Origin of the sequence: Acidisarcina sp. (assembly GCA_035539175.1) — a bacterium.
Classification (GTDB): Bacteria; Acidobacteriota; Terriglobia; order Terriglobales; family Acidobacteriaceae; genus JANXZS01.
Genome location: DATLIY010000007.1, coordinates 1,137,837 through 1,151,702 on the forward strand (window position 1 = coordinate 1,137,837; position 13,866 = coordinate 1,151,702).

8 protein-coding genes are annotated in these 13,866 nt (G+C 60.5%); 5 read left to right on the top strand and 3 right to left on the bottom strand.

From position 1 onward, the window contains the following. Nucleotides 1–29: 29 nt before the first annotated feature. A complete protein-coding gene (gene gltX, locus VM554_07485; protein HVJ08210.1) occupies nt 30–1,493 on the top strand; it encodes a glutamate--tRNA ligase in 1,464 nt (487 codons plus the stop codon). A 73-nt stretch (nt 1,494–1,566) separates the two neighbouring features. On the opposite strand, the gene VM554_07490 is transcribed toward gltX, so the two are convergent. Further along, complete coding sequence (locus tag VM554_07490) at nt 1,567–2,070, bottom strand: protein-disulfide reductase DsbD domain-containing protein (GenBank protein HVJ08211.1); 504 nt, start codon at nt 2,068–2,070, stop codon at nt 1,567–1,569. Next, nucleotides 2,070–2,690: a TlpA disulfide reductase family protein gene (locus tag VM554_07495; protein HVJ08212.1), complete on the bottom strand. Its 621-nt coding sequence runs from the start codon at nt 2,688–2,690 to the stop codon at nt 2,070–2,072. The genes VM554_07490 and VM554_07495 overlap by 1 nt, the downstream gene beginning before the upstream one ends. A 164-nt stretch (nt 2,691–2,854) precedes the next feature. On the opposite strand from VM554_07495, the gene VM554_07500 reads away from it, so the two are divergent. The 3 genes from VM554_07500 (at nt 2,855) to VM554_07510 (ending at nt 8,414) form a co-directional block, all read left to right on the top strand. Further along, entirely contained in the window at nt 2,855–3,832 is a 978-nt protein-coding gene (locus VM554_07500) for a KpsF/GutQ family sugar-phosphate isomerase (protein ID HVJ08213.1), read from the top strand. 130 nt (nt 3,833–3,962) lie between these two features. After that, nucleotides 3,963–5,723 (top strand): proline--tRNA ligase, encoded by a 1,761-nt coding sequence (locus VM554_07505; protein HVJ08214.1) that lies wholly within the window; start codon nt 3,963–3,965, stop codon nt 5,721–5,723. Nucleotides 5,724–5,810: 87 nt separating this feature from the next. Then, nucleotides 5,811–8,414: a PBP1A family penicillin-binding protein gene (locus VM554_07510; GenBank protein ID HVJ08215.1), complete on the top strand. Its 2,604-nt coding sequence runs from the start codon at nt 5,811–5,813 to the stop codon at nt 8,412–8,414. 86 nt (nt 8,415–8,500) lie between these two features. Here VM554_07510 and VM554_07515 read toward each other — a convergent pair whose 3' ends face one another. Continuing rightward, nucleotides 8,501–13,231: a DEAD/DEAH box helicase gene (locus VM554_07515; GenBank protein HVJ08216.1), complete on the bottom strand. Its 4,731-nt coding sequence runs from the start codon at nt 13,229–13,231 to the stop codon at nt 8,501–8,503. A 137-nt stretch (nt 13,232–13,368) separates the two neighbouring features. On the opposite strand from VM554_07515, the gene cdd reads away from it, so the two are divergent. After that, nucleotides 13,369–13,803, top strand: coding sequence for a cytidine deaminase (cdd, locus tag VM554_07520; protein HVJ08217.1), 435 nt, complete (start codon nt 13,369–13,371; stop codon nt 13,801–13,803). Nucleotides 13,804–13,866 lie beyond the last annotated feature (63 nt).

A 13,866-nucleotide genomic window follows, 5' to 3' on the forward strand; every position in this document is an offset into this window, starting at 1 on the left:
GCTAGCATCGAAGTTACTCCGAAAAGAAAATGGCTGACATCATCAAGACTCCCCGCGTACGTTTTGCGCCTTCCCCCACCGGCTACCTGCACGTGGGCGGCGCTCGCACTGCTCTTTTTAACTGGCTCTTTGCGCGCCACACCGGCGGCACGCTAATCCTGCGGATTGAGGACACCGACTTTGAGCGCTCCTCCGAGGAGATGGTCGAGGGCATCCTCGTGGGGATGCGCTGGCTGGGCCTGAACTGGGATGAAGGACCGTTCTATCAATCGAAGCGCCTGAGCCTGTATACCGAGACAGCGGAGAAGCTGCTGGCCAGCGGTCATGCGTATTACTGCTTCTGCACGAAGGAAGAGCTGGAGCAGCGCCGCGCAGAGGCCACACGGACCGGACGCACGCCAATGTACGATGGCCGCTGCCGCAAGATTGACCCACAAGAGGCGCTCCGCCGCAAGCAGGCAGGCGAGCCGTGCGCGGTACGGTTTGCCGTGCCCGTCGGCGGATCGACCAGCTTTGACGACGCCGTATTCGGCAAAGTCGAGTTCCAGAACGCGGAACTGGAAGACTTCGTACTGCTGCGGTCGGATGGGATACCGACGTACCACCTGAGCGTCGTGGCAGACGACCTCGATATGCGGCTGACTCATATCATTCGCGGCGCGGACCACATCTCGAACACTCCCAAGCAGGTGTTGCAATACCGTGCTCTGGGCGCGGAGCTCCCGATCTTTGCGCATGTGCCGCTGATTCTTGGTCCAGACAAGACGCGGCTCTCCAAGCGCCACGGCGCAACCAGCGTCATCTCCTACAAAGACATGGGAATCGTGCCCGAGGCCTTCCGGAACTTCCTCTCGCTGCTGGGCTGGTCGCCAGGGGCAGCGGGCAAGGACGCCGATGGCAAGGATCGCGAAATCTTCTCCTCCGAGGAGCTGATCCAGCTCTTTTCGCTGGAGGGAATCTCCAAGTCAAACGCTGTCTTCGACAACGATAAGCTGGCATGGTTCAACACGGAATACATCCGCGCCTATCCCGTGGAGAAGCTGCTGCCGCTGATCGAAGAAGAGTGGGAGAAGGCCGGCCTGAAGCCGACACGCACGCCCGGAGAGATTGCCGCCGCGATTGAATTGCTGAAGCCTCGCGCGCGCAACCTGAAGGACTTTGCAGGCGCCTTCAAGGCTTATTTCACGGATACTTTTGAATTTGATACTGCAGCGGTTACGAAGTTCTTCAAGGATGACTCGCTGCGCGGACGGCTGGTGGAACTGGCCGCGAGATACAAGGCTGCGCCGGAGTTCACAGAGGCATCGACTGAACAGGTGCTGCGCGCTTTCGCGGAGGAGAAGGGCATGAAGGCGGGCGCGCTGATCAACGGAGCGCGCGTGGCGCTGACCGGGCAGGGCGTGGCTCCCAGCCTGTTTGCCGTCATGGTATCTCTTGGCAAGGAGCGTGTGGTAAAGCGCCTGGCAACGGCGGGAGAGATCCCGGCAGCCTAGAAGAATCGGCGCTGTTTCTGCGCGGTGCGGCAATCTTTTAAAGAACCCATCGCGCAGAGAATCTGCACTGCGTCTATTTCGCCGCGATGTTGAAGACCACGGGAATCGTCTTGGGCGGATAGCAGGAGTTGGAGTCGCAGGCCTGATAGCGGAGGACTGCTTCAACCAGATGCTGCCCCGGCTGCGCGGTAACGTGCGCTTTCAGAACAAACTCCCCGGCATACACGCTCAACTTTTCCTTCGGGGAAAACGAGAAGCTGTAATCGGCTCCGGCTGGGAAATCCACTGCGCTTACATTGACTCCTGGTTTTTCCGCAACCACGAAATTCGTCGGGATCAGCAGTTTCGAGTGTGGCGTATGCGAGTTGATGTGCATGCCGTCGGCCACGCGGAAGTGCAACTCCACAACACCCGGCTTCTTGGCGGCGAGGGCAACCTGATCCGGGAAGAGGAAGCGGACCGAATCGGCGCCGCGTGCGCTTGACTGCGCGGACTTCTCCGACGCCGGAAACTGCGGCTGTGCCGGAAGCGCCAGTGCAACCAGCGATGCGGCAACAAGCAGAGCGCGAATCTTCATCACTGTCCTCCTGCCAAGGCCTTGCGGATATTTGCTTCAACCTCATCGCGAGGAACCAATCCAACGGTCTGCGCGACCACGGTTCCCTTGCGATCGATGTAGAAGGAAGTGGGCAGCGAATCAACACCGCCGTAAGGATTGCTGATGGAGTCGCCGTCGATCAATACCGGGTAGGTCATCTTCTGCTGCTCGACGAACTTCGCGATCTCGGCCTTTTGCGTAAACAGCTTCGCGCGGTCTTCCTTGTCCAGGTCGTCGCTGGAGACGCCAAGAATCTCAAACCCCTGCCCTGCATACTGTTCGCGCAGCTTGAGGAACCACGGAATCTCCACCTTGCAGGGAGCGCACCAGGTTGCCCAGAAGTTCAGCAGCACGGCTTTGCCGCGATAGTCCGCGAGTGAAACTTTTTTGCCATTCAGGTCGCTCAGCGTGAAGTTGGGAGCGGGCTTGCCCTGCAACTGCGAGACCTCCTGGTCTGCGGAGTCCTGCTGCAGCGTGACGTGCGTTGCGCGAAGCCGTTCCGCCTGCTGGCGTCGGCTCTCGTAGTTCGCCCATCCCGCCCAGAACATCAGCGCCAGCGAAGCAAGGATAAGAAGCAGAATGAAATGATTGCGTTTCACCGAAGACCGTGACCTTCCCAAAGGCTCGCATATAGCGCCGCATACAAAACGAAGGAAACGGACGCTGCCTCTATTCTAAAGGAGGATGGACGGAGCCGCTTCACGGCCCGGACACGGACGCTCTGATACCATCAATTGCTTTGGGGACAGGAAGCGGGAGCAACATGACGGAACACACCCCGGCATCGCTGGTAAGGACAGAGGCAGAGGCGCTGCTGGCGCTGGCAACACGGCTGGAAGGACCAATGGCAGCGGACTTTGACCGCGCCGTGGAGCTGGTACTGCGCTGCGGGGAAGAGCGGGGCCGGGTGGTCGTCACCGGCATGGGCAAAAGCGGAATCGTGGCGCAGAAGATCGCCGCGACCTTGAGCTCTACCGGGTCGCCCGCGCTGTTTCTCCATCCTGCAGAGGCCCTGCATGGCGACCTCGGGGTGCTGATGCAGGGCGACGTCGTAATTGCGCTCTCGGCCAGTGGCGAGACCGAGGAGATTCTGCGCCTGCTGGCCACGCTCAAGCGCATGGGCGACGCGCTTATCAGCTTCTGCTGCAACATAGCATCGACTCTTGCGCAGGCGAGCGATGTGGCCTTGGATTGTTCGGTTGAAAAGGAAGCCTGCGGACTGGGCCTGGCGCCGACGGCCTCGACCACTGCGATGCTCGCGCTGGGCGATGCACTGGCTATTGCGGTCTCGTTGAAAAAGGGTTTTCGTGCCGAGGACTTCGCCGACCTGCACCCCGGTGGCAAGCTGGGTAAGAAGCTGGCCCGCGTCCGGCAGTTAATGCACTGCGGCGACGCCGTGCCACGCGTCGAGCGCACGACTCCTATGACGGACGTGATCTACGAGATGTCGCGCAAGGGCCTGGGCCTGACCACGGTACAGGAAAACACCAGGCTGGTCGGCATCATCAGCGATGGAGACCTGCGTCGCCTGCTGGAGCACGAAGGCCCGGCAGCCCTGGAGAAGACTGCGGGAGAGGCCATGAACCCGGCTCCCAAGACGATTGCGCCAGAGGAGCTCGCGGTCCGCGCCCTGAGCGTGATGGAGGGCAAGAAGATCACATCCCTGGTGGTGGTGGACGCAGCAGGCGCGGTCGAAGGCGTGCTGCACCTGCACGATCTATGGGGCACGGAGATGCTGTAGCGGCATCCTGACCCAAAGGGCATCTACTGCACCGGCCAGTCCTCCCGAGGGCAGCGAACACCGCAAACGGGTAGAATGGGCTTTTACCTTTTATCTGCAAGATTCCTTAAAGGAAAGCACAGTCGAACGCATGCATCGCTGGTCAAAACTCTTTATTCCTACACTTCGTGAGGCTCCGGCAGACGCCGAGGTCGCCAGCCACAAGTTTCTGCTTCGCTCGGGATATATCCGGCAGCTTGGCGCGGGCATTTACTCCTACCTTTTTCTCGGGCAGCGCTCCATCAACAAGATCATCGGCATCGTGCGCGAGGAGATGGACAAGATCGGGCAGGAGTTCCTGCTGCCGGCGCTGAATCCGCGCGAGGTGTGGGAGGCGAGCGGCCGCTGGTCAACCATGGGCGACAACCTGTTCCGGCTGAAGGACCGCAAGGGAGCCGACCTGTGCCTGGGCATGACGCACGAAGAGGTGATGACCGACATTGCCCGCAAGGAGCTGCGCAGCTATAAGCAGCTTCCGCAGGTCTGGTACCAGATCCAGACCAAGTTTCGCGATGAGCCGCGCCCCAAGTCGGGCCTGCTGCGGGTTCGGCAGTTCATCATGAAGGACTCGTATTCCTTCGACATCGACAAGGCCGGGCTGGACAGGAGCTTCGACCTGCACGACGCGACCTACCGGACCATCTTCAACCGCTGCGGGCTTCCTTTCGTCGCGGTCGAGGCGGATTCGGGCGCAATGGGCGGATCGCAGTCGCAGGAGTTCATGGTCTACACCGATGCAGGCGAAGACCTGATCGCAAGCTGCCCCAAGTGCAGCTATACGGCCAACATGGAGAAGGCCACGTCGCGCCTTGAGCCGGTGGAGGACCTTGCGGCAACCGGAGACGGCAAACCCGAACCGGTGCACACTCCCGGCCAGAAGACAATTGAGCAGGTAGCCGCGTTTCTCCAGGTCGAGCAATCGCAGCAGATCAAGACCATGGCTTATATGGCTGAGTTCCGCGTAGCCGGGAAAGAGTCCGAAGCAAAGCTGGCTCCGGTAGTCGTGTTTCTGCGCGGAGATCACCAGGTCAACGAAGCCAAATTGAACTCGATCGTGGGTGCTGTGGCGTTGCGTCCCATGCACGAGGAGGAGATTCGCCAGACATTCGGCTCCGCTGCTGGCTATCTTGGTCCCATCGGGCTCACTACGGCGGCCAAAATTGCATCTGAAGGTGTGACAGTCATTGTGGATCGCGCACTGGAGGGTCGTACAAACCTGGTTGCCGGCGCCAACAAGGAGGAGTACCACCTGCGCAACGTCACCCCTGTGCGAGACTTTAAGGCCACGGTGATCGCGGATGTGCGCAACGCTGCGGAAGGCGAGGGCTGCCCCGTATGCGGCACTCCGCTGAAGGTTGCCAAGGCAGTAGAGGTGGGTCACATCTTCAAGCTGGGCTACAAGTACTCCGAGAGCATGGGCGCCCATGTACTGGACCCCAACGGCAAGGAAGTCGCACCGATCATGGGCAGCTACGGAATTGGCATTGAACGCATTCTGACCGCCACGGTGGAGCAGTTCCATGACGAGAAGGGCTTCTGGCTGCCACGTTCGATTGCGCCGTTTGATGTGGTCGTGACGATAACCAATACCACCGATACGACCTTGGTGGAGGCGGGCGAAAAGATCGCCGCCGAACTGGAAGCGGCAGGGTTGGATGTGCTGCTGGATGACCGGGATGAGCGGGCGGGCGTGAAGTTCAAGGACGCCGACCTGGTGGGGATTCCGTATCGCGTCAACGTTGGAAAGAAGACGGCCGATGGCAAGGTAGAGCTGGTGACGCGCGCAACCTCGAGCAGTCAGGATCTGGACTTCGACGCGGTCGTGAGTACCCTCAAGACGATCGCTGGATAATCCTCCAGATACAGCGTGCCGAATTGCTCTCCGGGAACGTCTAAGTAAGCTGAAGAATGCGAGACCAGGAAGGTAGAAGGTAAACGGTTGCCAGTCAAGATTAAACTCGGTCGTCCGGGAACGTCGGTACAGGACTTCTTTGCAAGTAAATCTGGCAAGCAGGCGGTGAAGATCTTGCTCGGTGGCGTAGTGGCGGTTTTGCTCGCGCTCTTCGGGGTAGCATCTTTCTACTACTACCGCTATGAGCAGATCGTAGACAAGCGCCTTACCCAGCCATTGTTCGCGCGCACAGCAAAGATTTACGCGGCTCCGCGCGAGGTGCGTATCGGGCAGAAGCTCACCGTGAACGCTATAGCGCAGGAACTCAGTCAGGCCGGCTACAGCCGGTCGAGCGACATTCATGCTTCGCAGATGGGCACCTATGAAGATCGGCCGGGAAGCATCTACATCCATCCCGGAGCGCAGTCCTACCACACGCAGGACGGCGCAACAATCAGCATCGCCAACGGTCTTGTCAGCCAGATAAGCGGAGACCAGGGGCAGGCGCTGGCTGCCTATGAGCTGGAGCCGCTGCTGATCACCGGCCTGTCGGAAGATGCCAATCGCACCAAGCGGCGCTTGGTCACCTACGACGAAATTCCGCCCAACCTGGTGCAGGCTGTGCTCGCCATCGAGGACCGCCGATTCTTTGAACACAGCGGCGTGAACTACTACCGCCTGATGATGGCGATGTTTAAAGACGTCCGCTCCGGGCAGAAGGCGCAAGGCGGATCGACGCTCACCATGCAATTGGCACGCGGCTTCTTCCTCTCCCCGGAAAAGCGGCTGAAGCGCAAGCTGATTGAGATTGCAATTACCTTCCAGCTCGAACATCGCTTCAATAAGCGGCAGATCTTCGAAATGTACGCGAACCAGATCAACCTGGGCCAGCGCGGCAGCTTCTCGATCAACGGATTCGGCGAGGCCGCAAGGAGCTACTTCGGCAAGGATGTGCAGCAGCTTGATCTGCCGCAATGTGCGCTGCTGGCCGGCATGATCCAACGGCCGAATTACTTTTCTCCCTACAAGCATCCCGAGCGCGCACTGGAGCGGCGCAACCTGGTTCTCGACTCGATGGTGGAGACAGGCGCCATCACCCGGCAGCAGGCGGATATCGCAAAGGCATCTCCACTGAAGCTGGCTGTCATGAGCGTCGATGCCAGCGAGGCGCCCTACTTTGTGGACCTTGTTCGCGACCGGTTAAACCAGAAGCTCGGCGAGCGCGACTTCAACCGCGAGGGGCTGCGTATCTATACCTCGCTCGATCCTGACCTGCAGCGTGTCGCGGCGGAAGCAGTTGAGATCGGCATGAAGAATGTGGACCAACTGGTGCTGAAGGCCCACTCGCATAAAGCGAAAGATGGGACGATCACCACCAGCGGCAACATCACGTATCCGCAGGTGGCGCTCATCGCGCTCAATCCGCACACGGGGCAGGTGCTGGCCCTGGTTGGCGGACGGAATTACGGCATGAGCCAGTTAAATCACGCGGTGTCCAAGCGACCCACAGGATCGATCTTCAAGCCCTTCGTGTATGCAGCGGCTTTTAACTCGAGTCTTTCAGGTGCTCAATTGACGGGGCAGGACGCCGTGTTTTCGCCCGTCACCATGTTGAGTGACGAGCAGACCACGTACAACGCCGGCAGCAGCCAGGAATATACACCGCGCAACTACCACTCCGAATATCACGACCAGGTAACCGCGCGCTTTGCCCTGCAGCAATCGCTGAACAACGCCACCATCTCCCTGGCGCAAATGGTGGGCTTCAACAACGTGGCTTCTCTCGCGCGGGATGCAGGCATCAAGTCGGCTCGGGGAACTCCGGCCGTCGCGCTGGGCGCCTATGACGCAACGCCTCTCGACATGGCCGGCGCTTACACCGTCTTCGCCAACAACGGAGTCAAGATTGATCCCTGGATGCTGGCCTCCGTTCGCACCAGCTCCGGTGACGTTATCGACGACTATTCTCCTGACTCCAAACCGATTCTTGATCCGCGAGTCGCCTACCTCACAACCAGCTTGATGCAGAACGTGATCAACGCCGGCACGGGCTACGAAGTACGCAGGCGCGGCTTCAACGCTCCAGCCGCGGGCAAAACGGGAACCTCGCACGATGCCTGGTTTGCAGGTTACACCAGCAACCTGATCTGCATTGTGTGGGTGGGCAACGACGACTATACCGACGTAAAACTTTCAGGCAGCGCCGCCGCGGCCCCCATCTGGGCAGAATTCATGAAGCGCGCGGTACAGTTACCGCAATACTCTGACACGCATGACTTTGCCGCCCCTGCCGGCATCATCCAGGTACGCATCGACAAGGCAACGAATCTCCTCGCGAACGATTCCTGTCCGGACAGCTATACGGCATCGTTCCTCGACGGAACGGCTCCGACCGATACCTGCGATCATGCCAATGGCGATCAGCGCAACCTGTTTCAAAAACTCTTTGGCATAGGCGAGAAGCCCGCCTCCCCGACGGTCAACGGTCAGCCGATTGTGCAGCCACCAGGCCAGGCTGCTGGAGACGTAAGCGCGAGCCGCACGGAGACAAATCCGGATGGCACAAAGAAGAAGGGATTCTTTGGAAAGGTATTTGGCGCGCTGAAGGGTAGCGATAAGAAGCCCGCTCCGCAGGCACAACCCTCTCCTTAGTCTCCTCGACGGAGAGTCCCGGATTCTCCATCTGCCATTTTGTAACAGCATCGGTGCTCAATCCAGAATCCATCCTGCAGGGCACGCTAATGCACCTCCGGTGCAATGGATTCCTCCGACTGCGGCGGCAGCAGCATGCGTCGCAGATTGAAGCCCAGTGGCGCAGCCTGAAATCCCGCATCGAGCAGCAGCCTCGCCATCCAGTGCAGATGGGCGGGCTGGCCGTTGATGGCCGCCACCAGCATGCCGCCACGACGATCGGCATTATGGCGCTGCATCTCCTCCTGGGTTGTCCTCGCCAGAAAATGCGCCAGATCGCGCGCCACATTCGTGCGCTCTGGTTCCTCCAGCGGAAGAAAGACCTGCAGGTTCGGATTGTTGCGGCGCAGATAAGCAACCAACTCCCCATTGCGTAGCACGACACTCGCGCCAACGCTCCGGGCGAGCGATCGCGGAGCCTGTTCCTCTCCCTCATCAGCCTGTGCTGCGGCAGGCCAGCGCAGCACGGAACCATACGGGTTCGCCGGGTCCGTCGCTGCGAGGAGCACCATCTCCGACTTTTCCGGCTGCGCGGAATTTCTGAGAGACCGCAGAAGATCGACCGCCGCCGGCAACGCGAATTGCGTCGCGCCAAGACCAGCGACAAAGTATCCGCGCCGAACCCTGCCGCTCTCCTCAAGCGCCTTCAGCACATCGTAGATGGCAGAAAAACCTCCAGGAAGATTCTCAGACGCTACGGATTCGCGCGTCAGCACGCCGTAGCGATGGAGCAACTGCAGCGCTATCGCGTGACTCCACTCCGTCTGCAAAGCGCTCGCTGTCTCCGCGGTTGCCTCCTCCACCGGCACCAGCGCCCAGCGGCCCTGCGCGCTTGGCGGAGTGGTTCGGCGGGAGCGATATGCAGGCAAATTATGCTGGTGTCTCGATGGACGCACAGTCGAAGGCTTTGCCACATAGGCCCGCAGTGCATGGAAGGTATCATTGGTCACCTTGCCGCGCCACACCAGGCTCCAGAGTGCATCGAGTGTCTCCCCGGGATAGCCGCCTCCCACCGCATCGTGTATTTGCGAAAAGAATGCAGCGCCGCCACGACGCAGTTCTTCCAGAATCGCCAACTCCCGCGGCGAGAGCGGTGCGCCGCTGCCGGCATCGCGCGCAGAGCGGAGCGGCAGCAAAGATCTGAGCTTATCGGCGAGATAAAGAGACACGCGTCCGTCATGCTCGCCCAACGCATCGAAGCCGCACCACATCACTTCCCCCGCAGCGATCAGCGTGTCCAGATGGGCGGAAGAATAATTCACCAGACGCGCGGGAAGAATCGCGGTCTCCAGCAAGGAAGCCGGCAGCGGGGCACCCTGCAGGTTCTCGATCGCATCCAGCAATGCATCCAGGCCGCGCCGTGGCTGCAATACACCTTGCCAATGCGTAAACAGCCGCGCCAGCACCTGCGGCTCAACCGGCTCCACTTCCTTGCGCAGGCGCGCCAGAGATTTACGCCGGATAGAGCGCAGCACTTCCACGTCGCACCACTCTCGATGAACGCCACCCGGGCGAAAGCCTCCCTCAACAATGCGCTCATCCGCCATGAGGATGCGCAGCGCCTTCTCCACTTGTGCGGCGTCCAGAGAAAATCTTGCAATCACCTCGTCCAGCGTGAAAGGACCATGAGTGCGCGCGTAGCGGCGGACCAGTTCCACCACCGGCGCACCAACCTGCGTAAGCAACGCGGCAGGCAGGCCACGCGGCAAGGAAAGTCCAAGGGCATCGCGGTATCGGGCCGCATCTTCCACCGCAATCCATCTCTTCTCGCCTGCGATTTTCACTTCAACCACACGTCTTACGCGCTGCAGGCGGTCCAGGTTCTTCAGCAGGTTGGGACTAACACAGCGGCGAGCCAGCTCGTCCCTAGAGATATCTCCGAGATGCAGCAGCAGATCATGCATGCCATCGGCGGAGCGGGCACGCATCGGCTCGGCAAGAGATTGAAGATGCTCTTCTACTTCCGCAATGGCATCCGCATCCAGAAGCTCGCGCAGATCGGCGTCGCCCATCAGTTCGCGAAGCTGATCCTGATCGATGGAGAGTGCCTGCGCCCTGCGCTCAGCGAGGGGAGCGTCGCCATCGTAGATATAGTTCGCCACATAGCTGAAGAGCAGCGAAGAGGCAAAGGGCGAGGGTGTCTGCGAATCCGCGACATGCACGCGAATGTTACGCGTCGCAATCGCACGCAACGTTTCAAGGAACGCGGGCATATCGAAGACATCGCGCAGGCACTCACGGTACGCCTCCAGCAACATGGGAAATGCCGGATAGCGGGATGCGACCGACAAAAGGTCATGGGCTCGCTTGCGCTGCTGCCATAGCGGAGCGCGGCCCTGGGCACGGCGGCGGGGCAGGAGCAACGCACGCGCTGCGCTCTCGCGAAATTTCGCAGCGAACAACGCAGTCGATCCGAGCTGGCGCAGGACGAGGCTGGTGGCCTCGGCCGGATCCAGCAAAAACTGCTGAACATCCGGCACTATGTCACTATCGGGAAAGCGCAGCACCAGGCCATCGTCGCCCCACAATGGCTCGACGTCCGGCCCGCCCGCCGCTCGACTCCTCTCTGTGATCGCCATCGCCCAGGGCGCGTGAATGCGGCTTCCGAAGGGCGTAAGGATGCAGACACGCCAGTCTCCCAGTTCGTCGCGGCAGCGCTCAATCACAATCGTGTGATCATCTGGAACAGCCGTAGTTGCAATTTGCTGATCCCCGAGAAAGCGCATCATGTTTTCCGCTGCTGCCGGATCGAGATCGTGTTCGCGAGCTAATTTACTGAGCGCGGCCGTTCGTGGCATGGCGCAAAGCTCGCGCACAAGCTGACCAATGCGGCGGCCAAACTCCAGCGGTCGCCCTGCGGCATCGCCATGCCAGAAAGGCATCTTTCCCGGCTCGCCCGGCGCGGGAGAAACCAGCACGCGGTCATGCGTTATCTCATCGATGCGCCAGGTGGACGCACCAAGCACGAACGTGTCTCCTGTGCGGCTTTCGAAGACCATCTCTTCATCCAGCTCCCCCACTCGAACTGGCTTGGTCTCGGAGCTGGCGAGAAAGACCCCATACAATCCGCGATCGGGTATGGTTCCACCATTCAAAACAGCGAGGATCTTGGAGCCTTCGCGCGGAGTCAGAAGATTGCGATTGCGGTCCCAAGTGATGCGCGGACGCAGCTCGGAAAATTCATCTGAGGGATATCTGCCGGCCAGCAGATCCAGCACGCCCTCAAATGCCGCGCGCGTAAGAGAAGCGAAGGGCGCTGCGCTACGAATGATTCTGTACATCTCCTCGACGCTGATCTCCGGGTCGATCGGCGGTACGTCCTTCCGTCGGCTTGCGAGTGTGCGCTGCGGCGGTTGAGCGGTAATGGCAACGATCTGCTGGGCCAGAACGTCGAGCGGATTCCGCAGGTAGCGCGTAGACTCCACCAGCCCTTCATGCATGGCGCGGGTCACCGCTGCACAGGCCACCAGGTCGGCACGAAATTTAGGAAAGATGATGCCTTCGCTGGCTGCGCCGACATGGTGCCCTGCGCGGCCAATACGCTGCATGCCGCTGGCAACCGATGGCGGCGCTTCAATCTGCACCACGAGATCGACTGCGCCCATGTCGATGCCAAGCTCCAGCGACGATGTGGCCACCAGCGCACGGATCTGACCGGCTTTCAGCAGCTCCTCTATCTCTGTGCGCTGCGCAGCCGCCAGCGAACCGTGATGGGCCCGCGCCAGTGTCTCGCCTGCCAGTTCGTTCAGCGCTCCCGCAAGACGCTCCGCAATGCGGCGGCTGTTTACAAAGATGATGGTCGAAGTACGAGAGCGCACAATCTCCAGCAGGCGCGGATGAATTGCACTCCAGATGGAGGTGCGCTTTGGCTCCTTGGAGGCAGTTTCGCTGGCGCGCTCCTCTACCTGTCCCAGGCGCGCCATGTCCTCTACAGGAACTTCAACCCGCAGTTCCAGCCGTTTCGGTTCGGTGGCATTGAGGATGGTTACAGGCCGGAATGCCGGAAATGCTGGATCCTCTATATCGCCCGTAAACTCCGCCGCGAGGTTATCGTGCTCGCTTGCCTCCGATGTCTCCGGAGTCGCTGCTTCCACGCCCGAAAGAAAGTGGGCTACCTCCTCCAACGGTCTCTGCGTTGCGGAGAGGCCGATGCGTTGCAGCCTTTGACCGCAGATCGCCTGGAGGCGCTCGAGAGAAAGAGCGAGGTGAGCGCCGCGCTTGGTCGGCACCAGAGCGTGAATCTCGTCAACAATCACGGTCTCGACGCTGCGCAGGCTAGCGCCAGCATCGGAGGTCAGAATCAGGTATAGCGATTCCGGCGTGGTAATCAGTATCTCGGACGGATGCCGGCGAAAGCGACTGCGCTCTTTCTGTGGAGTGTCGCCGGTGCGCACGCCGATCTCTGGTGTATGAAAGGCGACTCCGCGGCTGCGCGCCATATCGGCGATGCCCGCAAGCGGCATGCGCAGGTTGCGCTCCACGTCGACCGCCAGTGCTTTCAACGGGCTGATGTAGAGTACGCGGCAGCCTTCCGCGGCTGGCTCGCTCGCGTGCAGCATTAGCCGGTCAAGGCACCAGAGAAACGCAGTCAGCGTCTTTCCCGTACCCGTGGGCGCAAGAATGAGAGTGCTTTCTCCGCGCGCGATGACAGGCCAGCCGAGCCGCTGTGGCGCGGTCGGGCGCTTGAATACGGCGCGAAACCACTCTGCCGTAACCGGATGAAAGAGCGAAAGTGGATCAGGCTCCTGCGACTGCCCGCGTTGCCCTCGCTTCGTCATGAACTCTCCATGAGAGTATCCCGTCGTTTTTCGTAGGATGCAATCCGCCCTGGATATGCTGAAACCCGGACACGCCAAACCGGGGAGGGCCGGAGAAGCTTGCACCGAACCTGAGTAGACGTTAGCCTCAGTGCACGATGAAAAGCGAAGAACCCCCGCTGACGCCAGAGCAGGTTGCGAAGCTGATCGACGAGGCGAAGTCTGCTGCCGCCAACGCGTATGCGCCATATTCGGGATTTCGCGTCGGTGCCGCCCTGTTCCTGCGCGATGGCGCAGTCGTTACCGGTGCCAATGTGGAGAATGCCTCGTATGGGCTGACGATATGCGCGGAACGCTCCGCGGTAGTTCGAGCCATTGGCGAACGTGGGCCGCAAACACGCATCCGTGCCATCGCACTGGCAAACCTCAACGCGGCTTCCTCCTCCCCTTGTGGAGCTTGTCTACAGGTGTTGGCGGAGTTCACAGAACCCGACGCATGGGTTGTCTTCCCGGTTGCAGGCAGGCTGGAGACTCGGCGATTCGCGGAGCTTTTCCCCTTCCCATTCCAACTCAGCACGAGCGCAACTTCTTAGGCTCCGTCTGCTGCAGGTGCAATCTCCAGCAATGTGCTTCAACCTATAAACAACTCATAAATA